At 40.8% G+C, this 23,621-nt stretch carries 22 protein-coding genes and 1 tRNA gene; 2 read left to right on the forward strand and 21 right to left on the reverse strand.

All coding sequences use genetic code 11. From position 1 onward, the window contains the following. Positions 1 to 44: 44 nt before the first annotated feature. Together H0185_RS09445 and secG are read right to left on the reverse strand one after the other, a co-directional pair. Positions 45 to 791 (reverse strand): alpha/beta hydrolase, encoded by a 747-nt coding sequence (locus H0185_RS09445; RefSeq protein ID WP_221873245.1) that lies wholly within the window; start codon positions 789 to 791, stop codon positions 45 to 47. A gap of 223 nt (positions 792 to 1,014) precedes the next feature. Continuing rightward, entirely contained in the window at positions 1,015 to 1,248 is a 234-nt protein-coding gene (secG, locus tag H0185_RS09450) for a preprotein translocase subunit SecG (RefSeq protein WP_221873246.1), read from the reverse strand. Positions 1,249 to 1,473: 225 nt separating this feature from the next. Between secG and H0185_RS09455 the strand changes: the two genes are divergently transcribed. After that, positions 1,474 to 2,379 (forward strand): nuclease-related domain-containing protein, encoded by a 906-nt coding sequence (locus H0185_RS09455; RefSeq protein WP_221873247.1) that lies wholly within the window; start codon positions 1,474 to 1,476, stop codon positions 2,377 to 2,379. Between the two features lie 1,030 nt (positions 2,380 to 3,409). Here the strand turns inward: H0185_RS09455 and eno are convergent. The 9 genes from eno to H0185_RS09500 all read right to left on the reverse strand — a co-directional run bounded on the left by eno (position 3,410) and on the right by H0185_RS09500 (position 12,906). Continuing rightward, positions 3,410 to 4,708, reverse strand: a complete 1,299-nt coding sequence (gene eno / locus H0185_RS09460) for a phosphopyruvate hydratase (RefSeq protein WP_221873248.1) — start codon at positions 4,706 to 4,708, stop codon at positions 3,410 to 3,412. A gap of 96 nt (positions 4,709 to 4,804) precedes the next feature. Next, the gene (gene gpmI / locus H0185_RS09465; protein ID WP_221873249.1) at positions 4,805 to 6,343 is read right to left on the reverse strand and encodes a 2,3-bisphosphoglycerate-independent phosphoglycerate mutase; all 1,539 of its coding nucleotides are present in this window, start codon (positions 6,341 to 6,343) and stop codon (positions 4,805 to 4,807) included. Next, the gene (gene tpiA / locus H0185_RS09470; RefSeq protein ID WP_221873250.1) at positions 6,340 to 7,095 is read right to left on the reverse strand and encodes a triose-phosphate isomerase; all 756 of its coding nucleotides are present in this window, start codon (positions 7,093 to 7,095) and stop codon (positions 6,340 to 6,342) included. The genes gpmI and tpiA overlap by 4 nt, the downstream gene beginning before the upstream one ends. A 197-nt stretch (positions 7,096 to 7,292) precedes the next feature. Then, positions 7,293 to 8,477: a phosphoglycerate kinase gene (locus H0185_RS09475; RefSeq protein ID WP_221873251.1), complete on the reverse strand. Its 1,185-nt coding sequence runs from the start codon at positions 8,475 to 8,477 to the stop codon at positions 7,293 to 7,295. Between the two features lie 174 nt (positions 8,478 to 8,651). Continuing rightward, positions 8,652 to 9,659, reverse strand: a complete 1,008-nt coding sequence (gap, locus tag H0185_RS09480; RefSeq protein WP_221873252.1) for a type I glyceraldehyde-3-phosphate dehydrogenase — start codon at positions 9,657 to 9,659, stop codon at positions 8,652 to 8,654. A gap of 185 nt (positions 9,660 to 9,844) precedes the next feature. Next, on the reverse strand, positions 9,845 to 10,867 hold the full coding sequence (locus H0185_RS09485) for a sugar-binding transcriptional regulator (RefSeq protein WP_221873253.1): 1,023 nt from the start codon (positions 10,865 to 10,867) through the stop codon (positions 9,845 to 9,847). 126 nt (positions 10,868 to 10,993) lie between these two features. Next, complete coding sequence (locus tag H0185_RS09490; protein WP_221873379.1) at positions 10,994 to 11,230, reverse strand: glutaredoxin family protein; 237 nt, start codon at positions 11,228 to 11,230, stop codon at positions 10,994 to 10,996. 65 nt (positions 11,231 to 11,295) lie between these two features. Then, positions 11,296 to 12,678 (reverse strand): RNA polymerase factor sigma-54, encoded by a 1,383-nt coding sequence (gene rpoN / locus H0185_RS09495; RefSeq protein ID WP_221873254.1) that lies wholly within the window; start codon positions 12,676 to 12,678, stop codon positions 11,296 to 11,298. 156 nt (positions 12,679 to 12,834) lie between these two features. After that, positions 12,835 to 12,906, reverse strand: a tRNA-Arg gene (locus tag H0185_RS09500). A gap of 300 nt (positions 12,907 to 13,206) precedes the next feature. Here H0185_RS09500 and clpP point away from each other — a divergent pair. Beyond that, positions 13,207 to 13,803 carry an ATP-dependent Clp endopeptidase proteolytic subunit ClpP gene (gene clpP / locus H0185_RS09505; protein ID WP_221873255.1) on the forward strand — a complete coding sequence of 199 codons (597 nt, stop codon included), beginning with the start codon at positions 13,207 to 13,209 and terminating at the stop codon, positions 13,801 to 13,803. 223 nt (positions 13,804 to 14,026) lie between these two features. On the opposite strand, the gene H0185_RS09510 is transcribed toward clpP, so the two are convergent. From H0185_RS09510 to hisA, 10 genes are all read right to left on the reverse strand, one after another. After that, positions 14,027 to 14,284 (reverse strand): HPr family phosphocarrier protein, encoded by a 258-nt coding sequence (locus H0185_RS09510; protein WP_221873256.1) that lies wholly within the window; start codon positions 14,282 to 14,284, stop codon positions 14,027 to 14,029. A gap of 28 nt (positions 14,285 to 14,312) precedes the next feature. Continuing rightward, on the reverse strand, positions 14,313 to 15,263 hold the full coding sequence (whiA, locus tag H0185_RS09515; protein ID WP_221873257.1) for a DNA-binding protein WhiA: 951 nt from the start codon (positions 15,261 to 15,263) through the stop codon (positions 14,313 to 14,315). A 118-nt stretch (positions 15,264 to 15,381) separates the two neighbouring features. Further along, on the reverse strand, positions 15,382 to 16,341 hold the full coding sequence (locus tag H0185_RS09520; protein WP_221873258.1) for a gluconeogenesis factor YvcK family protein: 960 nt from the start codon (positions 16,339 to 16,341) through the stop codon (positions 15,382 to 15,384). Further along, on the reverse strand, positions 16,338 to 17,231 hold the full coding sequence (gene rapZ, locus H0185_RS09525; RefSeq protein WP_221873259.1) for an RNase adapter RapZ: 894 nt from the start codon (positions 17,229 to 17,231) through the stop codon (positions 16,338 to 16,340). Before rapZ ends, H0185_RS09520 begins: the two co-directional genes overlap by 4 nt. 93 nt (positions 17,232 to 17,324) lie before the next feature. Then, a complete protein-coding gene (locus H0185_RS09530) occupies positions 17,325 to 17,783 on the reverse strand; it encodes an NUDIX hydrolase (protein ID WP_221873260.1) in 459 nt (152 codons plus the stop codon). Between the two features lie 404 nt (positions 17,784 to 18,187). Continuing rightward, a complete protein-coding gene (gene trxB / locus H0185_RS09535) occupies positions 18,188 to 19,138 on the reverse strand; it encodes a thioredoxin-disulfide reductase (RefSeq protein WP_221873261.1) in 951 nt (316 codons plus the stop codon). A gap of 197 nt (positions 19,139 to 19,335) precedes the next feature. Then, the gene (locus H0185_RS09540; RefSeq protein ID WP_221873262.1) at positions 19,336 to 20,826 is read right to left on the reverse strand and encodes a tetratricopeptide repeat protein; all 1,491 of its coding nucleotides are present in this window, start codon (positions 20,824 to 20,826) and stop codon (positions 19,336 to 19,338) included. A 619-nt stretch (positions 20,827 to 21,445) separates the two neighbouring features. Continuing rightward, the gene (gene hisIE / locus H0185_RS09545) at positions 21,446 to 22,090 is read right to left on the reverse strand and encodes a bifunctional phosphoribosyl-AMP cyclohydrolase/phosphoribosyl-ATP diphosphatase HisIE (RefSeq protein ID WP_221873263.1); all 645 of its coding nucleotides are present in this window, start codon (positions 22,088 to 22,090) and stop codon (positions 21,446 to 21,448) included. Further along, the gene (hisF, locus tag H0185_RS09550; RefSeq protein ID WP_221873264.1) at positions 22,087 to 22,845 is read right to left on the reverse strand and encodes an imidazole glycerol phosphate synthase subunit HisF; all 759 of its coding nucleotides are present in this window, start codon (positions 22,843 to 22,845) and stop codon (positions 22,087 to 22,089) included. The genes hisIE and hisF overlap by 4 nt, the downstream gene beginning before the upstream one ends. Beyond that, positions 22,839 to 23,576, reverse strand: coding sequence for a 1-(5-phosphoribosyl)-5-[(5-phosphoribosylamino)methylideneamino]imidazole-4-carboxamide isomerase (hisA, locus tag H0185_RS09555; protein WP_221873265.1), 738 nt, complete (start codon positions 23,574 to 23,576; stop codon positions 22,839 to 22,841). Before hisA ends, hisF begins: the two co-directional genes overlap by 7 nt. Positions 23,577 to 23,621 lie beyond the last annotated feature (45 nt).

Raw genomic sequence — 23,621 nt, forward strand, 5'->3', positions numbered from 1 at the left:
GGGTATCTTGTTAATAAAAGTTCGTAGTTAAAATTACCTCTTCATTATTCTTTCCAATTTAAGCTCTCTAAAAACGCATAAACATCCTCATGTAGCTGATCACGTTCTTTATCAAAGGTTATAACATGTCCAGATTCTTCATACCATTTGATTTCTTTTTGTATTGACTCTACTTCATTATAGATGATATTGGCACTTTCTGTATTAATCATCTTGTCATGGCGAGCTTGAACGACAAAAATAGGAGCATAAACCATATCAACATTGTTGCGAACATCAGCAATTAATTCCTGTAATGCCTTTAATGTTCCCATAGGGGTCTTTTTGAACTCTTTCATTTCCGCTTCAACAAGTTCATCTGACTTCCCTTCCAGCTTTTTATATTCCTTAGCATACGCTAAAACACCTTCGTACATAACTTCTTCACTTTTTATATACATCGGTGCACACATTGGAACAATCCCCTTTACTGGGACTGTATACCCTAATTTCAATGAGAATACTCCTCCAAGCGAAAGTCCTACTACAGCAATCTCTTCATAACCCTCATTTTTCAAGAACTCATATGCATTGGTGACATCCTTCCACCAATCCTCGGGTCCAGTATGGACCAATTCTTCCGGTGGAACCCCATGGCCCTGATAAATCGGTGCATGGCATGTATAGCCTTTCTCTTGAAGGAATCTCCCCATCATGCGGACATCAGCGGAATTCCCCGTGAACCCATGCAGCATTAACACCGCTCGTTTCCCTGCCTTGAATGTAAATGGTTTTGGTACTAACTTTTTCATTTAAAATACTCCCTTGTCTTTATTGGATACAACCTTTTTCGTTCATCGTTTTTCTTAATCAAACGTTTGATTAAATTCGTTTAACGTGCTGCCTTATGCCACCTTTTCTTTTCTAGTCCTATTTAGTTTTAACAAACCGCTCCACAACAATCCAGAGATACGCTCCTTAAGAAGATGCATAAAAAAACCCAGCCTCCTACGAGACTGGGTTTGCTTGTTTATTTTAAACATCAAAATAAGTAACAAGAATTGTAAGAATAAAAAACAAGACAGACAACACAATCGTGATGCGGTGCAGCACGAGGTCAATTCCTCTTGCCTTTTGCTTGCCGAATAATGTTTCAGCTCCGCCTGAAATCGCACCTGAAAGGCCCGCACTTTTACTAGATTGAAGTAACACAACGGCAATCAAACCAAGACAATCGATGATCAATAGAACAATTAAAAATGTATGCATGAAGCAACCTCCTGAAACTGCATATAACAATAGTATAAATTTATCATATTTTTGTGATTGAAACAATACTTGTCTTTGTCAACTATCGAAACTTTCGTGTAATTGGTACATTTCGGAGGTTCGGGACAATCCCCCTATCCACTTATCTAAATATTCAATCATTCATAAATTTGTTGTTAGTCAAACTCATTTTACTTAAAATAAAAATAGAAAGGATGTGGGAAATTGCTTATTAAGCCTCGGAAAAAATCACATTTATTACGAACCTTAGAAATTCTTAACTCAAGAATGGATCTAGCTGAAGATGAAAGACTATATTATCTATCACTAGCAAAAGGCTACCAAGGTGAAAAACTAAACGACTTATGGGTAGAGAGGTTACATGAGGAAATATTGGTTTTACATGACTTATTGTTCGAAATTAGGAATACACAGTTTCAAATTGATACTTTAATCATCACTCAAGAGCGATTATATTTACTTGATGTAAAAAATAATGAAGGAGATTACATCTATAAAAATGATGGGTTCTATACCCTTTCTGGCAATGAAACCAAAAATCACTTACATCAACTAAGAAGATGTGAATCCTTGCTCCGACAATTGCTTCAAACTCTTGGTTATAATCTCCCAATAGAAGCTTACCTCATTTTTAACAATCCTGAGTTCTACTTATATAATGTCCCACCGGAACTCCCAATCATTTTCCCAACACAACTCAAGCGATTTTATCAAAATGTAAATAAACAACCGTCAAAACTGAGTGAAAAACACAAAGTATTAGCAAATAAACTAGTAACTAAGGTCATTGGGGACTCTCGTTATTCGCAGCCACCAACCTATGACTATTACAAACTTCTGAAGGGGAATGCCTGCTGTTCTTGTCATTCTTTGCTTACTATTGTGGTGAAGAAGAAAGTCATTTGTACAGATTGTGGTCATTCTGAAAAATTAGAGGATGCAGTACTTCGAGGTGTTGAGGAGTACAAGCTCCTTTTTCCAGAGAGAAAGGTTACTACGATGGCAATATATGAGTGGTGTGGTGGGATTGTATCAAATAAAGTAATTCGTACCATTCTTCATAAAAACTATAAATTAATAGGATTAGGAAGATTTAGTTACTTTATATAGTTTGAAACGGAGGAATCTTGGCCAACTTATGGGGTTCACCCATAATGAGACACTCAATGTGACTGTTTTTCGGATTGCCTTTTCTGATTGGTCACATTGTGCACCTCAATGTGACCGTTTACCCAATTGCCTTTACTATTTGGTCACTTTGAGCACTTCAATGTGACCGTTTACCCAATTGCCTTTTCTTTTTGGTCACTTTGAGCACCTCATTGTTACCGTTTATCAGACTTTCTTTGGTGTTTGGTCACGTTGAACACCTCAATGTGACCGTTTTTCGATTGGCTTTCACGTTTGGTCACATTGAGCACTTCAATGTGACCGTTTACCCAATTGCCTTTTCTTTTTGGTCACGTTGAGCCACTCATTGTTACCGTTTACCAAACTTTCTTTGGTTTGGTCACATTGAACACCTTAATGTGACCGTTTTTCGGATTGCCTTTCACGTTTGGTCACATTGAGCACTTCAATGTGACCGTTTATCCAATTGCCTTTACTTTTTGGTCACGTTGAGCCACTCATTGTTACCGTTTACCAGACTTTCTTTGGTGTTTGGTCACGTTGAACACCTTAATGTGACCGTTTTTCGGATTGCCTTTCACATTTGGTCACATTGAGCACTTCAATGTGACCGTTTACCCAATTGCCTTTACTTTTTGGTTACTTTGAGCCACTCAATGTTACTGTTTACCAGATTGTCTTTGATGTTTGGTCACTTTGAACACCTCAATGTGACCGTTTCCCGAATTGCCTTTCACGTTTGGTCACATTGAGCACTTCAATGTGACCGTTTACCCAATTGCCTTTACTTTTTGGTCACTTTGAGCCACTCATTGTTACCGTTTACCAAACTTTCTTTGGTGTTTGGTCACTTTGAACACCTCAATGTGACCATTTACCCGTTTGGGTTGCTTTAAACCGTTCACTGTGACTGTTTCTCTAATTCCATTTGCTGCAGTCACTTAGACATTCTCTATCTTCTAGCAAAAAAAAAACGCTGGCACCCGCCAGCGTTTTTTATGATCTTCAATTAGTTCTTAAGGTTGTAGAAAGATTTGATGCCGTTGAACTGTGCTGTTTCACCAAGCTGATCTTCGATACGAAGAAGTTGGTTGTATTTTGCAACACGGTCAGTACGTGAAGGTGCACCAGTCTTGATTTGACCAGCATTTGTTGCAACTGCGATGTCAGCGATTGTTGAATCTTCAGTTTCACCAGAACGGTGAGAGATAACTGCAGTATAACCTGCACGCTTCGCCATTTCGATTGCATCAAATGTTTCAGTTAGTGTACCGATTTGGTTCACTTTGATTAGGATGGAGTTGCCAACACCCTGCTCAATACCTTGAGATAATTTCTTTGTATTTGTAACAAATAGGTCGTCTCCAACTAGCTGTACTTTACCGCCAAGACGCTCAGTTAATAGCTTGTGACCTTCCCAGTCGTTTTCGTCTAGACCATCTTCAATGGAGATGATTGGGTATTTGTTAACCATTTCTTCGTACCAGTCAACCATTTCTGCAGATGTTTTCACAACACCTTCACCAGAAAGATGGTATTTACCGTCTTCTTTGTTGAAGAACTCAGAAGATGCAGCATCCATTGCAAGACGTACTTGCTCGCCTGGCTTGTAGCCAGCTTTTTCAATTGCAGTAACGATTGTTTCAAGTGCTTCTTCGTTTGAACCAAGGTTAGGAGCGAAGCCACCTTCGTCACCTACAGCTGTGTTTAAGCCTTTTTCTTTTAGTACTGATTTAAGGGCATGGAAGATTTCTGCACCCATACGAAGAGCTTCACGGAAGTTCTCTGCACCTACAGGCATAACCATGAATTCTTGAATATCAACGTTATTGTCGGCATGCTCGCCACCGTTAACGATGTTCATCATTGGAACTGGTAGCTGCTTAGAGTTGAATCCTCCAAGGTATTGATATAGAGGAAGATCTAGGTAGTCAGCAGCCGCACGTGCTACAGCCATAGAAACGCCAAGGATTGCATTCGCTCCTAGCTTTCCTTTGTTTTCAGTTCCATCTAATTCGATCAAAGCTTGGTCAAGAGTCACTTGATCAAGAACATTGAATTCTTCGCCAACCAAGTATGGTGCTATGATTTCATTTACGTTTTCAACTGCTTTTAAAACACCTTTACCAAGGTAACGGCTCTTGTCACCGTCACGAAGTTCAACTGCTTCGTATTCTCCAGTAGAAGCACCACTTGGAACTAGAGCGCGTCCGAATGCTCCAGATTCAGTGTAAACTTCAACCTCAACTGTAGGGTTCCCGCGGGAATCAAGTACTTCACGTGCATAAACATCTGTAATGAATGGCATTGTATTCTCTCCTTATAGTTAAATTACCGAATCAATCGGTCTAATATAAAAACATGATAATAGTGCTCTGTTCTATTCTGACTAGTTGAGCAAGAATTATTTTTTAATTAAAGAATTCCCTGTCATTTCGACTGGCTTTTCAATCTGTAACAATTCAAGTATCGTTGGCGCTAAGTCACCAAGAATTCCGTCCTCACGAAGTTCAACACCTGGCTTAGTTACAATGACTGGAACAGGGTTTGTCGTATGCGCCGTCATTGGTGAACCTTCAAGCGTAACCACTTCGTCAGCATTTCCATGGTCTGCTGTGATAATCGCTGTTCCACCTTTAGAAACAATTAAATCAACAATCTTCCCTAGGCATTCATCCACAGTTTCAATTGCTTTAATTGTCGGTTCAAGCATACCAGAATGACCAACCATATCAGGGTTTGCAAAGTTTAAAAGAATTGCATCATGCTTATCTGCTTCAATTTCTTTTATCAACGCATCTGTTAACTCATAGGCGCTCATTTCAGGCTTTAAGTCATAGGTTGCAACTTTTGGTGAATTGATTAAAAGTCTTGTTTCTCCTGGGAACTCATTCTCGCGCCCGCCGCTCATAAAGAACGTCACATGTGGGTACTTTTCAGTTTCCGCAATACGCAATTGCGTCATATTGTTTTGCGAAATGACTTCCCCTAAAGTGTTGTCTAGGTTCGTTGGTTGGAAAGCAACGAAACCATCAACCGTTTCACTAAAGTGAGTTAAGCAGACAAAGAATAAATTCTCCGGATGCTTCTCGCCACGGTCAAAGGAACGGAAATCTTTGTTCGTGAAGGTATTCGAAATTTGGATTGCACGGTCTGGACGGAAGTTGTAGAAAATAACCGCATCATCATTCTCAACCGTAGCTACTGGTGTTCCATCTTCTTTCGTTATCACGGAAGGAAGAACGAATTCATCAAAGATTCCATTTTTATAGTTATCTTCAACCAACTCTAATGGATCTGTATACGTAGGACCTTCTCCGTACACCATGGAACGATACGATTTCTCTACTCGTTCCCAGCGCTTATCACGGTCCATAGAATAGTATCGCCCAGAAATCGTAGCAAATTCACCCACACCGATTTCTTTCATTTTCGCTAGCGTTTGTTTCACATATCCAGGAGCGGTTTGTGGACCTACATCCCGTCCATCAAGAAAGGCATGAACATAAACCTTTTCTACCCCTTGATCAGCCGCTAGTTTTAGTAGAGCAAACATATGCTCAATATGGCTATGTACACCACCGTCGGATAAAAGACCGAAGAGATGCAAAGCAGTGCCTTTTTCTTTCACATGCTTAATCGCATTTAAAAATGTTTCATTTTGTTCAAACTCGCCCTCACGAATTGAGAGGTTCACTCTTGTTAGGCTTTGATATACAATACGTCCAGCACCAATGTTCAAGTGCCCTACCTCTGAATTCCCCATTTGACCATCTGGAAGTCCGACAGCTTCTCCACTTGCAGTTAACTGTGCGTGTGGATATGAACTCCAATAACGATCAAAGTTTGGCTTTTTCGCCTGAGCTACAGCATTTCCCTGCTGCTCGCCACGACACGCAAAGCCATCAAGAATAATTAATGCTGTTGGAGATGTCTTACTCATTGCCCTGCCTCCAATAACTGTAGGAAGGAATCAGACTCAAGACTAGCTCCACCAACCAATGCTCCGTCGATATCGGATTGTGCCATATATTCTTTGATATTTCCAGGTTTCACACTACCACCATACTGAATACGGATAGCCTCTGCTACTTCAGGTGAAAAGCTTTCTGCTAATACCTTGCGGATATGTGCACAAGTTTCATTTGCATCTTCTGCTGTAGAAGATTTTCCTGTTCCGATTGCCCAAATAGGCTCATAAGCAATGACCGTTTGTTTTAATTGATCTTCAGTTAAGCCTTCAAGCGCTTTTGTAACCTGTGATCCTACAAGATCATTTGTTTCGCCATTTTCACGCTGCTCAAGCGTTTCGCCACAGCATACAATTGGAGTCAAGTTGTATTTAAAAGCAGCAATTGTCTTTTTATTGACCGTTTCATCTGTTTCATTAAACATTTCACGACGTTCTGAATGACCGATGATTACATAATTTACGCCGATGTCTTCCAATGCTTTCGGGCTAATTTCACCAGTAAAAGCACCGCTCTCTTCGAAATGCATGTTTTGCGCACCAATTTTTAGATCATGGTCTTTGGCCGCTTCGACAAGCTGACCTAAAAATAATGCCGGCGCGCAGACTACAGATTCAACTTTATCATTAGATGGAACGAGACCATTCACATCCTCAATGAATTTTTTCGCTTCTGGTAGTGTTTTATGCATTTTCCAGTTTCCTGCTATGATTGGCTTTCGCATAACCGGCACTTCCTTTCAAATCTTTTTAATAGGCTTAGGAATTAGAATTCTAACGAGTTAGCCTTTAATACATGAATCAGAGCCTGGTTCCGAAGCGTTCGAAAGGATCCGAATACTTCAGAACCTTGTTCCGAAAAGGTTTTCTATACTTAATAGAGGTTGGTCTTACCTAAATATCGCTAGGTAAGATTTTAGCCTTACTTATCGTTTAAAGCCACAACACCAGGGAGAGCTTTACCTTCCATAAATTCAAGAGAAGCTCCGCCACCAGTTGAAATATGGCTCATTTTATCAGCAAGGTTAAATTTCTCAACAGCTGCGGCAGAATCTCCCCCACCGATTACAGAGTATGTATCAGTAGCATCAGCTAGCGCTTGAGCAATGGCTTTTGTTCCTTTTGAAAAAGTATCTAATTCGAACACGCCCATTGGTCCATTCCAAATGACAAGCTTGGAGTTTTTGATTACATCCTCATAGATTCCTCGAGTTTTAGGACCAATATCTAATGCTTCCCAATCAGAAGGAATTTCTTCAATTGGAACAACCTTTGTATTGGCTTCCTCAGAGAAATCATCCGCAACCACTACGTCAACTGGCATATAAAATTTAACGCCCTTCTCTTTTGCTTTCGCAATGTAAGAATTTGCAAGATCCATTTTATCAGCTTCTAAAAGAGATTTCCCAATTTCATGACCTTGAGCTTTTACAAATGTATAAGCTAAACCGCCACCGATGATGAGGTTATCCACTTTATCAAGGAGATTCTCAATGACACCAATTTTATCTTTTACTTTCGCTCCACCAATAATCGCTGTAAAAGGACGTTCAGGGTTAGAAAGTGCCTTACCTAGTACATCAAGTTCCTTTTCCATAAGAAGTCCTGAAACTGCAGGAAGATGCTGTGCAATTCCTTCTGTAGAGGCATGGGCACGGTGAGCGGCACCGAACGCGTCATTCACATAGACATCCGCTAACTCAGCGAAAGATTTAGCTAATTCAGCATCATTTTTTTCCTCACCAGGATAAAAGCGAACATTTTCAAGTAATAATACATCGCCGTCATTCATAGTCCCGATTTCAGCTTTAACAGCATCTCCGTAAGCTTCGTCCGTCTTTTTAACCTCTTTACCAAGGAGCTCGGATAAGCGTTTTGCTACTGGGGTTAAACGCATTTCTTCTACCACTTGACCTTTTGGACGTCCAAGATGGCTAGCCAAAATGACTTTTGCCCCTTGTTCACTCAAATGCTGAATAGTAGGTAATGCTGCACGAATTCTTGTTTCATCGGTTACTTGACCGTCCTTCATTGGAACATTGAAATCAACACGGCAAAAAACACGTTTCCCTTTTACATCAATATCTTTAACAGACTGTTTGTTCAAGGCTGAAACCTCCTAATTAAGATAAACGCTAGCGTCAGTAATTTAGTAGACTTTACGCAGGCGCAACTGTCCTAGACTTTTTAATATCTAACAAAGAAGGGGAAGGGGACAGGCCCCACTCCCCTTCTTCCCACTAGAATATACCTTATGGGTGCTATCTAAATGCGTTTTAAATTAAAGGCCTTTTGAAGCGATGTAATCAACTAGATCTACTACACGGTTAGAGTAGCCTGACTCGTTGTCATACCAAGAGATAACTTTTACCATGTTGCCTTCCATTACCATTGTAGAAAGAGCATCGATAGTAGAAGAATGTGCATCGCCATTGTAATCAGTAGATACAAGCGGTAATTCGCTGTAGCCAAGAATTCCTTTTAATTCACCTTCTGCTGCTTCTCTTAGCGCTGCGTTAACTTCTTCAACTGTTACATCTTTACCAAGCTCAGCTACAAGGTCAACCATAGAAACGTTTGGAGTTGGAACACGAACCGCTCCACCGTTTAATTTGCCTTTAAGTTCTGGCAATACAAGTGCTACTGCTTTTGCAGCACCAGTAGTTGTTGGAATCATGTTTTCTGCAGCTGCACGCGCACGACGGTAGTCTTTATGTGGCAAATCAAGGATTTGCTGGTCGTTTGTATAAGAGTGGATTGTTGTCATCATTCCACGCTTGATTTCAAACTTATCATTAAGAACTTTAGCGAATGGAGCTAAACAGTTTGTTGTACAAGATGCATTTGAAATAACGTGATGGTTTGCAGGGTCATATTGCTCATGGTTTACACCCATAACGATTGTGATATCTTCTTCGTTAGCTGGTGCAGAGATAATTACTTTCTTCGCTCCACCTTCTAAGTGTTTCGCAGCGTCAGAACGCTTTGTGAAACGTCCAGTAGATTCTACTACCACTTCTGCTCCAAGCTCACCCCAAGGGATAAGTGCTGGATCTCTTTCAGCTGTAACTTTAATGCGGTGTCCTGCAACTACTAAGTACTCACCGTCTACAGATACTTCTTCTTGAAGTCTTCCGTGAACGGAATCATATTTTAAAAGATGTGCCAACATATTAGCATCTGTTAAATCGTTAACTGCTACTACCTCAACATTTGGGTTATTTAAAGCTGCACGGAAAACAACACGTCCGATACGTCCAAATCCGTTAATACCAATTTTTACTGCCATGATTTTTTTCCTCCTTTAATTCGTCCATCCTTTTTCTCGCTAATAGGATAGTATAAACATCATTCGTTTATACATCCCATACATACCTCTGTCTCCGCCTAATTAGGGAAGGAAAGTGGTACGTTTTTTATATATTAAAGGCATTGCTCATCTAACAGATTCAATCTGAATCCAATCAAGCTAGATTAGCCTTTAACTAAAACTTTGGCTGCACCTTCATCTGTAATCAAGATGGTTGAGGGAGGTGCTTGTTTCAAATATGCTTTGATTGCTTTAGCTTTCGATGCCCCTCCTGCAACAGCAATCACGTGATTGGCACTATTTAAATCTTCTAGTTGTAAGCCAATCGTTTGACCCTTATGAACAATGTCTCCATCTTCATTGAAATAGTAGCCAAAGGCTTCTCCGACTGCTTTTCCTTGAATGAGTTTGTCCATAATCTCTGCGGTGGTATTTCGACGTTTCGCCATTGAAATAGCTTCCCCAATTCCATGTAAAACCATGTTAGCTGATTTAATCAGGTTAAGCATTTCATAAATCTGTGGTTCCTTAATAAAGGAATCATAGATTTCACTGCTAACCTGGTCGGGTACATAAAACACACGATGATTCGAATTGGTTTTGTCAGCCATAATCGCACTTACTGTGTTCGCTTGATTTGTAACATCAAGCCCGAGCCCGCCCCTTGCCGGAACGAACAATAAGTTCTTCTTCCCAATTTCTGCAGGAAGCATTTCAGCGACAGCCGCCATCGTGGTTCCTCCAGTCACAGCAATGATATTGTCTGCTTTAACGCGTTGTTTCATGCAGTTTACACATGCTTTTCCCAGTTCGCGCTTGACCCAAGGGGATTGGTCATTGTCGCCTGGTACAACAAGCGCCTTTGTGACCGCATATTTCTTTTGTAGTTGTTGTTCTAGTTGGCTTGTGCCTGAAAGTTCATGCATAATACCTTCAAGACTTTCCAGTATATCTTTTCCTTCAAGCGTCAGGCTCATTCCTTGAGTAGACATTTGAATTAAATTTTGTTCTTTTAGAAACTCGACCTCACTACGCAAAACCCTTTCTGTAAAACCAAGACTTACAGCTAGGTTTCGACGCCCTACAGGTTGCATCGTATGTATGTTTTGTAAGATCAAATAACGTTTATGCATAACTTCTATCAGATCAGGCAATATTCTTTTTTGAATATCTAGCAATACTTGCATGATGTTTTTTTCCCCTTTAGAATATAGTGGGCTTTTTATGTCCCGCAGTGACATATTATGTCCCACTTGCTCCAAAAAAAATCACCCCTGATTCCTTTTTCATTCTAACAGGAGTGATAAACTAGTTCAACTAATAAAGTTCATATTTTTCCTTGTAAACGCTTCAATTATGGATTTTTTATGAATTATACCTGCTTGTACTTCCTCTCCATCCACTTCAATAACAGGAATCGTGATTCCATATTCTTCAACAAGCTGATCGTCTTGGTCTATATCCACTTCCACTATTTCAAAATGCCAATTTTTTTGAAGGTCCTCAAGCATTCCCTTCGCTTCCTCACATAAATGGCATCTCTGCCTCATGTAAAGTTTCACAATACTTTTCACTTTCTTCACCTCACCGGCGCTATTCTTTAAAGAAAAACCCCTTATTCAAAACGCTTTCGCTTTGACGAAGAGGCAATTCCTAATTGTTCGCGGTATTTAGCAACCGTCCGCCTTGAGATTTTAATCCCAGAACGATCTTCTAACATATGAACAATCTCTTGATCGGACAGTGGTTTCTGTTTATTTTCATTTTTCACTAATAGTTCAATGGCCGCCTTTGCGTGATTTGAGGATGTTTGTTCATGTTCTGTCGTTTGAACAGAACTAGAGAATAAGATTTTCATTTCATAAGTTCCAGTTGGGGTTTGGATATACTTTTCCCGTACAGCCCTACTGACTGTTGACTCATGGATATCTAGTTCCTCGGAAATCTCACGCATCGTCATAGGCTTTAAAAACGAAAGCCCTTGAAGAAAAAATTCACGTTGTTTCTCAACAATTTTCACCGCTACCTTCATTAAGGTTTCTCGGCGTTGCTCCAAACTTCTATGAATCCAGTGAAAATCATTTTGCTTTTCTTGCAAAAAGCGTCCCACTTCGGCATCTTTGTAAGCAGCAAGCTCCCGATAATACGATTCATTAAAAGTTACCTTTGGAATTGTATCATCAAATAGCCCCACTGTTAATTCATTGTTTTCGATTTTCACGATGACATCTGGCACTACATAAGCTGCCTTTTCAACTTGATAGGTTGTACCTGGCCTAGGATTCAGCGTTTGTACATAGTCGAAAGCTTTTTGTATCTCCCTTAGATCCATTTTCAAAAGTTTTGCAATAGACTTCCACTTTTTTTCAGCAAATAGAATGAAATGTTCAGTAAGAATCACTTTTAACAACTCTAGCGGTGAGCGTCCTTCGTTGTCTTTGCCTTTATCATCCTTTAATTCGTTATTCTCACTATGATTCACCTGCAACAGTAAGCATTCTTGCAAGCTTCTTGCACCGACACCAATTGGATCCAGGCTTTGTAATACTTTCAGACAACGCTCAGCCTCTTCATCCTGTATCCCAAACTTGATGCATGTTTCATTGATACCGACTCCTAAGTAACCGTTTTCATCAATCGTGTCAATAAAATAATGAACAATTCTTCGTTCTTGCTCCGATAAGACCAGTAAATTCAACTGAAAGAAAAGGTGTTCCCTTAATGAACCTGTCTTCTCGGCGATTTGTTCAATCCAATTATTAGACTCTCCATCGTGGGAGTTCATTGAACGAGATTGTTTCCTTGAAACCGTTTTTCGATCAAGTGAACGTATATTTTTATGTTCGACCTGTAAAAGAGGGTTTTCGATTGCTTTTTCTTCTAAAAAAGTAACAAGCTCTTGTGAGGAATATTGTAGCAAAGCAATCGCTTGCGTTAATTCCTGAGTCATTGCTAGCTTCATTGTTTGCTTTTGCCACAATCCGGGCTTTAAATCCATTCCAATCCCTCCCTACTATCATTTTACATGATATGGGTGCTAGACGGAATGGACGTTTCTTCCCAAAATATAAAAAAACTCCTGCTCTGAAAATCAGCAGGAGTTTTTAGAAAGAATCTTGTATAAAGCCCAGTTGTCTTATGGACTTCCTTTTAGCGCCCTCGGCAGGAATCGAACCCACATCTCAAGAACCGGAATCTTACGTGCTATCCGTTGCACCACGAGGGCATGTTTTAAAGTCATTCACAGAATGAATTAGTAGTACGAATACTTATTATAAAGGAACTTTCATAAGAGTGCAAGAGGATTTTTGTTTGAAAAAGGAAAAGAGCGGGTATGATGGAAATAGTGAAAACGGGTGTGAGATAATATGAATATTGTCGAATAATTCATCTACAGGTCAAGGGTGATTCGTTTGACCTTAATTGACCATTCGTGTATCATTAAACTACATAGAACTCATGGTTCAGCACTGGCTTTACTCGTGCGCTGTTCCTTGAGAAAACCTTGTAAAAGGAGGAACAAAAAATGAATTTAATTCCTACAGTCATTGAACAAACAAACCGCGGGGAACGTGCTTATGACATTTATTCTCGCCTTTTGAAGGACCGTATTATCATGTTAGGAAGTGCAATTGATGATAATGTTGCCAATTCAATTGTCGCTCAGCTTCTTTTCCTAGAGGCGGAAAATCCTGAGAAAGACATTTCCCTTTACATTAACAGCCCAGGTGGAAGTATTACAGCTGGTATGGCCATTTATGATACAATGCAATTCATTAAGGCGCCAGTTCATACCATTTGTATCGGGATGGCAGCTTCAATGGGTGCTTTCCTATTAGCAGCAGGGGAAAAAGGCAAGCGCTATGCTCTTCCAAACGCTGAAGTAATGATTCACCAACCACTAGGTGGTGCACAAGGTCAAGCTACTGAAATCGATATTGCTGCGAAACGTATCCTATTCTTGCGTGATAAATTAAATGGCATCCTTTCAGATCGTACTGGACAGCCACTTGAAGTCATCGAGCGTGATACTGAGCGTGACAACTTCATGACCGCTGAACGCGCTAAGGAATACGGCTTAATTGACGAAATTGTTACCCGTAATCCAAATGAAAAGAAGTAATTAGAAAAGCGCAAGCGCCCTGTTCAGCGGCGTATGGCCTGGAGCGCTCCAACTGAGATAAAGGAAACACGAAGAGCCGGAGGCGATTCGATGTTGACTTATCGGAGGGCGGAGAGCGAAGGGCACTAGCCGTTAGGGCGCTGGAGCTGGACAATTCTCAAAGTCAAGACTTATATATTAACTAATCTAGAAAAAACTCGCCCCAAATTGGGAGCGAGTTTTTTTAACCTTCTTGCTGTATATATTCACTAAGAGTAGATAATGCCGCTTCCTCGTCTTTTCCTTCTACAATCAGGCTAACGGTAGAACCTACGCCAATCGCAAGACTCATTAGACCCATAATGCTTTTAGCGTTTACCTTTTTCCCATCTTTTTCAAGAAATATTTCTGAAGAAAAGCGATTTGCTTCTTGTACAAACAAGGCTGCCGGTCGAGCCTGCAAACCAGTCTTTAATTTAACGATTACTTGTTTTTCTACCATGCCATTCTCTCTCCCTTTATAAAATTAATTATTTTTGACCGATTGCTTCACCTGCACGAAGCTTGTCAGCGAGCTCGTCAATCTTGCGTAGACGGTGATTGATCCCCGATTTACTAATACTTCCGCCGGACACCATTTCACCTAATTCTTTTAAGGTTACATCCTGGTACGCTACTCTCAGTTCAGCAATTTCACGAAGTTTTCCCGGTAGAATTTCTAAGCCCACTGTATTCTCAATAAACTTAATATTTTCAACCTGCCGTAAAGCTGCACCAATGGTTTTATTTAAATTTGCCGTTTCACAATTAACGAGCCGATTTACAGAGTTTCGCATGTCTCGTACAATCCGAATATCCTCAAAACGTAGTAGGGAGTTATGGGCACCCACGATGTTTAAAAACTCGGTAATTTTTTCTGCTTCCTTCAAATAGGTAATAAACCCTTTTTTTCGCTCTAATGTCTTGCTATTTAACCCGAACTTATTCATGAGTTCACATAAAGATTGATTATGTTCTTGGTACATGGAAGCGATTTCCAAATGATAGGAAGAAGTTTCTGGATTATTTACTGATCCCCCAGCAAGGAAGGCTCCTCTCAAATAAGAACGCTTACAACATTTTTTCTTTATTAAATCTTCCGAAATTTCTTGGATGAACGAAAATCCTTCTGCGATAATTTTCAAATCTTCTAGAATCTCTTTAGCAGATTCCTTTAAGCGAACGATATAAACATTATTCTTTTTAAGCCGCATCTTTTTCCGGACTAGCAGATCTACCTGAATTTGATAATTCATTTTAATTAAGGTATAAATCCGTCGCGCAATAGCTGCGTTTTCTGTCTGAATGTCTACAATCAGCACGCGGTTTGAAAAGGATAGCGAACCGTTCATTCGAATTAAGGCCGAGAGCTCAGCTTTACTGCAACAGCCCTTCACCTCTAGGTTCGTTAATTCCTTCTTCGTAACCGAAGCGAAAGACATCCCCCTCACCTCCTACATTTACAGCTAGTCATCATCTAGGACGCTTCAGCTTAGCAGCATGAACTTGCGAATAGACTTGTTTACCTGTATCTTAATACGCACGATTTTCCTTTTGGTTTCACTTTGGAAGAAGTGAATATAAAATTTCTGCTACTTTTCGAGTATCATGACGAATTACATTCCCCTCAAGGTTGGCAATTTTCTTCTGGACAACGCTAATTCCAAGCTCATTTAGCACTTGAAAATCAAACTGGACAGGCCTCGCAAGCTCTTCCTTATAGCGAAGTTCAATTTCAGGGGGAATTTCTTCATTATTGATTAGAATCATGTCAATGAACGCACAATCCATATGATCATAAATTGCCTTGACATGATCACTTGCAGTGTAGTTAAGCGTTTCTCCTGCTTGTGTCATTAGATTACAAATATAAACTTTTTTAGCTTTTGCCTCACAAACTGCCTGACCTAACTTTTTTACCAGTAAATTTGGCAAAATGCTGGTATAAAGACTCCCAGGACCAATCACAATCAAATCAGCTTGTCTAATTTCAAGAAGAGTTTCAGGAAGCGGCTGTACATTATTAGGATTGAGAAACACCCGTTTAATTTTTTTCCCGGAAAACGGAATTTTTGACTCCCCACTTACAACACTGCCATCTTCCATTTCCGCATTTAAAATAACACTGCGGTTTGCGGCTGGAAGGACCTTTCCACGTACATTTAGCACTCGGCTCATTTCTTGAACTGCGTGGGAGAAGTTCCCCGTAATCGAGGTCATCGCAGCTAAAATAAGGTTCCCAAGCGAATGGCCTGAAAGTTCATTGGATGTTTTAAAACGATGTTGGAACATCTCTTCAACTAAAGGCTCAACATCAGACAAAGCGGCCAAAACATTTCGAATATCTCCTGGTGGTGGAATTTGCATCTCATCCCGTAATCGTCCAGAACTACCCCCATCGTCCGCAACGGTCACGATTGCCGTTATGTCGACATCATACTTTTTCAAGCCGCGAAGCAAGACAGGAAGGCCCGTTCCCCCACCAATGATCACGATTCTAGGTTGAGTGTTGGTGGTCATTTCGCCGATTCCTTCCTCTTTTCAATATCCCGATGGGTCACTAGGGTTTGGTAATCAGCCTGGAAGTGCTTTGAGATATGCTCCGCTAAGGCAACCGAACGGTGTTGTCCGCCAGTACAGCCAATTGCAATAATCAATTGCGCCTTTCCCTCACGCTTGTAATGAGGAAGCATGAACGTTAACAAATCAAGAACTTTTTCAAGGAATTTATGTGTTTCGTTCCATTTTAAAACATAGGTTGAAACCTCTTCGTCCAACCCTGTTTTTGGCCGCATATGATCAATATAGTGCGGGTTCGGCAAAAAGCGAACATCGAACACTAAATCGGCATCAATGGGTATCCCATGCTTAAAACCAAAGGACATGACATTCACCGTGAAGGTTGACTTTTTATTACTGGAGAACTCTTCATGGATTTTCTCACGCAATTCCTTAGGCTTTAACGCTGAGGTATTGTAGATCAATTGAGCTCTTCCTTTAAGTTCCTCTAACAATTCGCGTTCAAGTTTAATTCCTTCTAGAGGGCGGCCCTTGCGTGCTAAAGGATGAAAGCGTCGAGTTTCCTTATAACGTCTTACAAGTGTTTCATCATCTGCATCGAGAAACAAAATTTTCGGCGCTACCCATGAAGATTCAGAAAGATCATCTAGCGCTTTAAAGAGCGAATCAAAAAATTCTCTTCCTCTTAAATCCATCCCTAAAGCGACTTTATTCATTTTATTTCCAGATTCCTTCATTAATTCAAGGAATTTGGGAAGCAATGTAGGCGGGAGGTTGTCGACACAAAAGAAGCCCAAATCTTCAAAGCTCTGGATGGCAACTGTTTTCCCCGCGCCTGACATTCCAGTTATAATCACTAATTGGCTGTCGTCCGTCGAACCGGTACTCATTTCCTATTCCTCCCAAAGTATTTATTGATGGTAATGTTATTTAGATTATGTTTATTCTTGCCTGCTTCACTACAAGATGAGTAGTGAAGTATATTAGTTAGGGTCAAGTCGGTAATGAAGTAATTCCATATCAGGAGTGTAAGTAAATGTGCCGTAAATAATTCCTTGACCATGTACCATATAGTCAAGAATATGATAATCACCTGCAGCCATCGGAAGGTTCTTGATTTCTTCCGTATCATGCCAAGCAAGATCTCCTTCTTCAGATCTTTCAAGATGAACTCCAGTCGATTCTGTCGCATTAAACGTAAACATCATCCACTCGTTCACGACTTGATCGCCATCTTTTATAATAAAAGTAAAAATACCTTTGATTTTTGGATTTAATAAATAAATACCAGTCTCCTCGCGATATTCTCGGATGCAGGATTCTTTGGCTGTTTCACCAGGCTCCATCTTCCCACCAGGAGCCACCCACCATCCACGGCGAGGCTTCTGGAGTAACAATACCTTGTTGTCTTTTACTAGAAGACAATTAGCCACCCGTTGCATTGGTTTCACCTTCTTTTACACTATTATAATTTATATGTCCGGTTATTTCGTGTTGAAAATAAAACAGGACTCCGAACTGTTCATTATTTTCATTATACTATTTTTAGAATCCACTCACAATGAATCGAAAACCGATAATTTTGTCAATATATCCCTTGGGAAAGATAGGTCGAATGAAATGGTGTTATATACCTATTTGAGAGGCTGTACTATATGTAAGGACAAAAAAATAGCACAGGCAAAGCCTGTGCACCAATACGTATATTTTTAAAAGGGGGTCAATTTGTAATTCTATTGTACCCGATAAATATTTCACTACTGTTACAGTAGAGTTAATTAAAAATTACGTTATTGTGAAGATAAAACAAAGACGAACCTTGCCGAACCAAAAAACTTCGATTGGCTTAGGCTTTTGCCTTTAATTCCTCTTTTAGTTCCTCAACAAAATGTTGTGCCTGCTGCGCTGCAATACTTCCGTCGCCTGTTGCCGTTACAATTTGGCGCAGAGATTTTTCACGGATATCCCCTGCAGCAAAAATCCCGGGAACCTTCGTTTCCATATTATCATTTGTCTCAATATATCCATTGCTATTAGTGATGCCAAGCCCTTCAAATGGTTTTGTCAATGGAACCATGCCGATGTAGATAAATACTCCATCCGCTTTAAACTCCATTTCCTCGCCATCCTTAGTGGATACAAGGGTCAAGCTGCCCACTTTTCCGTCTTTCTCATGGATCTCCTTAACAGTGTGGTTCCAGATAAAATCAATTTTTTCATTCGCAAAGGCACGGTCTTGAAGAATTTTTTGAGCGCGCAACTCATCACGTCGGTGTACGATCGTAACCTTGGATGCAAAACGTGTTAAGTAAACACCTTCCTCAACGGCTGAGTCTCCTCCACCGACGACGACAAGTTCTTTCCCTTTGAAGAACGCTCCGTCACAAACTGCACAATAAGAAACACCACGACCACCAAGCTCTTGTTCGCCTGGTACACCAATCTTCTTATACTCTGCACCGGCTGAAATAATAATGGCACGAGCCTTAAACTGTTTGGAACCTGCAACAATGGTCTTGTATTCCTTGCCATCGATGATTTCCTTTACATCCCCATACGCATACTCAGCACCGAATTTTTTCGCATGATCGAACATTTTTGTTGAAAGTTCTGGTCCTAAGATACTATCGAATCCTGGATAGTTTTCAACATCTTCCGTATTGGCCATTTGCCCGCCAGGAACCCCACGCTCAAGCATAAGCGTAGAAAGATTTGCACGTGATGTATAAACAGCAGCTGTCATTCCCGCTGGACCTGCTCCAATGATAATGACATCATAAATTTTTTCCTCAGACATATCCTCCACTCCTTTATATAGCAGTATATCCTTGTTGAACAATTACGATAATAGTTAGTATCTGCTACCTACCTTTATCCTATAAAACAAATAAGAAAGAGTCCAAATTTTTGCTTGCACCGTAAAAAAGGTGACTAAAAAAGGTGACAGGCACCATCCAGAAACTGGATGGTGCCTGTCACCTTAACTTACCTACCTTACTCTAGGCATTCGCCGACTAAATCGATGTATTTGTTTAGGGTAGAAACGGAAAGTCCATACTTTTTCGCTACGGCAATTTTCGTAATTTTCCCTTCTCGGAGCTTTTCCCATACAAATTCAACGGCAGCTGCCCAAGCCTTTTTATTTTTAAAATTAAAGCCATCCTTGACAGCCTTATCGAACACAGCAAACCAGATTAAATAAATGCCTGCTTCCTCATGATCAATTGGTTGATGGAAGTCATATAAAACGAGAGCCGTTTCGTGCGCTCCGATTACTGGTTCCATACCTGGATTGAATGTTCCTGATTGAACATAGGATAGATAGCTCTTTTCTAGCCCTGTCAAGTTATCGGCAATTTTATTAGCAGAAAGAATTTCCTCCTTCTGGCCTGAAACTGACGTTAAAAACAAGGCAAAAAGGCGTTCTTCAGGGTGTTCGCTCTGGAATCTTTTTATAATCGTTGTAACTTGTGTATCTAGGCCAAGTTCCTGGATTCCCCAAGGCTCATGCCCCGCTTTTTCAGGACTATACTCAAGCACTTTTTTCCAATGATTTTTAGCCGCTTGTTCCCGACCAGTGTGATAAGAAGAATGTGCGAGCCAATAATAAAAAGCCCCATCTCCCTCATGACCGTATTTTCTTAAGCGATTTAACCATTTGTACCCAAGCTCATATTCGCCAATCAACGAGAAGGTTGCTCCAAGCTTAAACTGTTGTTCTGCTAAAAGAGGTTGGATTTTAGCAAGAGTCGCAACCAAAGTTTGAACATCCTCACTTCGTTTTTGATAATAAGCAAATACTAGCTTATTGCATAGCGCATGCAGGTTCCCAGGGTTTTGTACAAGCACTTGGTCAAGAATTTCATTGGCTTTGACTTGATGACCAAGATAAAAATTGGCCAAGGCCAGGTTATTATAAGCAGACCAATACTCAGGATATTCTTCGATAAGTTCTTCGAATATGTCTATTGCTCTTAGAAACTCACCTGCTTCAAGGAGAGATCTAGCCTCTTCTTGTTTAACGATAAGGCTATCCTCTTCAAAAAGAGCTTCCTCTAAATCGTCTGCCTCAAGCATAATCAGTTCAAGTAGTTCCTCAGCGTCATCGCTGAACTCCCCGTCCCGTGTTAACTCCAAGTAAAGGTTGGCATAATGATATGCATCTTTAAATAAGCCCAAATGAGCATAATTGTTTGCTAAGAAATAATGGCACTCTACCATTTCTTCATCCAATTCTTCAAGGATCATTTTTAATAAGCTGATTGACTGTTGGTATTCCCCAAGCTCGGTTGAAACGATCGCGAGCTGACAGATAATCATCGGTTCGCCTGGCTCTAGTTGCATGGCACGACTAAAATATTTATGAGCCCGCAACAAATCCCGGCGTTGATACGCTTTGACCCCTTTGGTGAAATAGTACTCACCTGTCGGGACAAATGACAGTAGTTGCCCTTTTTGATTTATTGCTTTAGAGTCTTCTCCCATTTTGTCCTCCACAAAAGGTTTTTTAACCAAATAAGTATAACATAGTCAACGGTGTTCGGTGAAGGTTAATTTTGGGTAATCAATATGGCTTGCGAGCTCTGGCTCTTTCTATTATCGGTCATTAGATATTTAGCATTCTTTTTAGTCGCTCGGGGGTATCATTTGTCAAATTGAAAGTATTAGCTTTTTTACGATAACACGACGCATTCCTGAGGTTTTCTCTGTGATTGGGTCACGCTTTGAGGATTGGACGGGGGGTTTATTTGAATTAGGAGCTAGATAGTGTGAAAGAAATGCAATTTTATAGGGTGTGGGGTGTTTTTTATTCCCTGTAGGGAGAATAAAAATAATGGAATCACTGGTAAGTAAAATTATATTCCCTCATAGAGAAGTTTTATTCCCTATTTGAGACTAGATATTCCCCCTAGCTAGGAGAAGTTATATTCACCCTGAGGGAATATACGTCCAAATATATTCCCAAAGAGGGAATATATGGCTGATTGTCGGCAGGATATTCCCCGTAGAGGGAATAAAAATCAACATAAACTAGCTTTCTTCCTCCAAAGTTCCCAAGAAAACGAAAAACCGACCAGAAATCAGCCTGGTCGGTAGCATACTATTATTTCTTTTCCATATGACGCTTGTCTAATACAGCTAATACCTCTTTAAACGGTAGCTCTTGTTCACGGAGTAGGACAAGTAAATGATAAAGTAAGTCCGCTGACTCCCATTTTAATTCTTCTTTGTCGCGATTTTTGGCGGCAATGATGACTTCTGAGGCCTCTTCGCCAACCTTCTTTAAAATTTTATCAACGCCTTTTTCGAACAGGTAAGTGGTATAAGCACCCTCCGGACGCTCGCGTTCACGGTCTGCGATCACTTGTTCCAGCGCTTGTAAAATTCGATAATCGGAGAGAGCATTAGCTTCAGAAGTCACGCTTTCTTCCTGCAAAAGACTTTCGTTAAAACAGCTAACACGACCTGTGTGGCATGCTGGCCCAGCAGGTTCAACGAGAACTACTAATGCGTCTCCGTCACAATCATACTTCATATCAACAATTCTTTGTGTGTTGCCACTTGTCTCACCTTTGTGCCAAAGCTCTTGGCGAGATCGACTATAAAACCAAGTCTCGCGCGTTTTAAGCGATTTTCCAAGTGACTCTTTGTTCATATATGCAACGGTCAAGACTTCACGGGTAACTGCATCCTGGACAACCGCCGTGATTAAACCATTATCATCAAATTTTAGTTCTTCTACGTTCATCGAACTTCCACTCCTTTTTCACGGAGGTATGTTTTTACTTCTGCCACCGAGGTTTCTTTATAATGAAAAATAGAAGCTGCTAGTGCCGCGTCTGCTTTTCCTTCAACGAATGAATCAACAAAATGGTCAGCATTCCCCGCTCCACCTGAGGCAATAACTGGGACAGAAACAGCTTCGCTAACCGCCTTTGTCAGCTTTAGGTCAAAGCCTTTCTTTTCACCGTCACTATCCATGCTCGTTAAAAGGATTTCTCCCGCACCAAGACGAACCGCCTCACGAGCCCACTCAATCACTTCATGGTCTGTCGCCGTTCTTCCACCATGAGTATAAACACGCCACGAACCTATCTCCGCATCATATTTAGCATCAATCGCCACGACGATACACTGGGTGCCAAAAAAGTCGGCTCCTTCCGTGATCAAGCTAGGATTTAACACTGCTGCGGTATTGAGGCTCACCTTATCTGCCCCGGAACGCAAAATCCGTTTCATGTCTTCTAACGAGTTAATCCCGCCGCCGACCGTAAATGGTATCGCAAGCTCCGAAGCAACAGCTTTCACGACTTCAACCATTGTTTTTCGTCCCTCATTCGAGGCCGAAATATCTAGAAACACCAGTTCATCTGCTCCCTGTTCATCGTAAAAGCGCGCCAGTTCGACAGGATCGCCCGCATCGCGAAGCTGAACAAATTGAATCCCTTTTACCACTCGGCCTTCTTTTACATCCAAACACGGAATAATACGCTTTGTTAACATGATTCAGCCACCGCTTTCAATGCTTCCTTCACACTAAACCGACCTTCATAAAGGGCTTTCCCTACAATTGCTCCACTTACTCCGACGGATTGCAACACTTTCAATGCCAATAAATCTCCAAGCTGGCTTACTCCACCAGAGGCGATGACACTTTTTCCTGTTTCTTCAGCAAGTAACTGGATTGCTTGCACATTTGGACCTGAAAGCATACCATCTGTGGCAATATCGGTGAAAATAAACGTGTCAGCACCAGCTTCTGCAAAGCGTTTTCCTAAGTCGACTGCCTTCACCTCTGATGTTGATAACCAACCATGTGTAGCTACATAGCCGTCTTTCGCATCAAGACCAATGGCAATTTTACCAGGATACTTCCTTACCATCTCTTCGGCAAACTCTGGGTTCGAAACCGCAATGCTTCCGATGATAACTCTAGAAACGCCGTTATCAAGGTAATGGGCAATGTCAGCCTCAGTCCGAATTCCGCCACCAATTTGTACCTTGGCCTTTAGCTCGTTGGCCGCCTTTATCACATATGTATCATTGACCCGTTTCCCGTCCCGGGCGCCATCGAGGTCCACCATATGGATCCATTCTGAACCTGATTCAGCAAAAGATTTTGCCATATCAAATGGGGAATCCCCATAAACTGTTTCTTTTCCGTAATCTCCTTGAAGAAGTCGAACACATTTGCCGCCCCTCATGTCTATGGCAGGATATATGATAAAACTCATACTAGCCCCCCTCTCTTTTTTATGTTCTACGTCTATTAACTTACC

The sequence above is a fragment of the Mesobacillus maritimus genome (genome assembly GCF_019749255.1).
GTDB lineage: Bacteria > Bacillota > Bacilli > Bacillales > Cytobacillaceae > Mesobacillus_B > Mesobacillus_B maritimus_A.

Excerpts from the sequence above, each read along its gene's own strand:
- clpP (WP_221873255.1), top strand. The coding sequence starts at position 13,207 with ATGAATTTAATTCCTACAGTCATTGAACAAACAAACCGCGGGGAACGT.
- gap (WP_221873252.1), bottom strand. The coding sequence starts at position 9,659 with ATGGCAGTAAAAATTGGTATTAACGGATTTGGACGTATCGGACGTGTT.
- H0185_RS09530 (WP_221873260.1), bottom strand. The coding sequence starts at position 17,783 with ATGCAACGGGTGGCTAATTGTCTTCTAGTAAAAGACAACAAGGTATTG.
- eno (WP_221873248.1), bottom strand. The coding sequence starts at position 4,708 with ATGCCATTCATTACAGATGTTTATGCACGTGAAGTACTTGATTCCCGC.
- H0185_RS09485 (WP_221873253.1), bottom strand. The coding sequence starts at position 10,867 with ATGCAAGTATTGCTAGATATTCAAAAAAGAATATTGCCTGATCTGATA.
- rpoN (WP_221873254.1), bottom strand. The coding sequence starts at position 12,678 with ATGGATTTAAAGCCCGGATTGTGGCAAAAGCAAACAATGAAGCTAGCA.
- H0185_RS09490 (WP_221873379.1), bottom strand. The coding sequence starts at position 11,230 with ATGAGGCAGAGATGCCATTTATGTGAGGAAGCGAAGGGAATGCTTGAG.
- hisA (WP_221873265.1), bottom strand. The coding sequence starts at position 23,576 with ATGAGTTTTATCATATATCCTGCCATAGACATGAGGGGCGGCAAATGT.
- whiA (WP_221873257.1), bottom strand. The coding sequence starts at position 15,263 with ATGTCTTTCGCTTCGGTTACGAAGAAGGAATTAACGAACCTAGAGGTG.
- H0185_RS09520 (WP_221873258.1), bottom strand. The coding sequence starts at position 16,341 with ATGACCACCAACACTCAACCTAGAATCGTGATCATTGGTGGGGGAACG.
- H0185_RS09445 (WP_221873245.1), bottom strand. The coding sequence starts at position 791 with ATGAAAAAGTTAGTACCAAAACCATTTACATTCAAGGCAGGGAAACGA.
- tpiA (WP_221873250.1), bottom strand. The coding sequence starts at position 7,095 with ATGCGAAAGCCAATCATAGCAGGAAACTGGAAAATGCATAAAACACTA.
- H0185_RS09540 (WP_221873262.1), bottom strand. The coding sequence starts at position 20,826 with ATGGGAGAAGACTCTAAAGCAATAAATCAAAAAGGGCAACTACTGTCA.
- hisF (WP_221873264.1), bottom strand. The coding sequence starts at position 22,845 with ATGTTAACAAAGCGTATTATTCCGTGTTTGGATGTAAAAGAAGGCCGA.
- H0185_RS09510 (WP_221873256.1), bottom strand. The coding sequence starts at position 14,284 with ATGGTAGAAAAACAAGTAATCGTTAAATTAAAGACTGGTTTGCAGGCT.
- gpmI (WP_221873249.1), bottom strand. The coding sequence starts at position 6,343 with ATGAGTAAGACATCTCCAACAGCATTAATTATTCTTGATGGCTTTGCG.
- secG (WP_221873246.1), bottom strand. The coding sequence starts at position 1,248 with ATGCATACATTTTTAATTGTTCTATTGATCATCGATTGTCTTGGTTTG.
- trxB (WP_221873261.1), bottom strand. The coding sequence starts at position 19,138 with ATGTCTGAGGAAAAAATTTATGATGTCATTATCATTGGAGCAGGTCCA.
- hisIE (WP_221873263.1), bottom strand. The coding sequence starts at position 22,090 with ATGAACGTAGAAGAACTAAAATTTGATGATAATGGTTTAATCACGGCG.
- rapZ (WP_221873259.1), bottom strand. The coding sequence starts at position 17,231 with ATGAGTACCGGTTCGACGGACGACAGCCAATTAGTGATTATAACTGGA.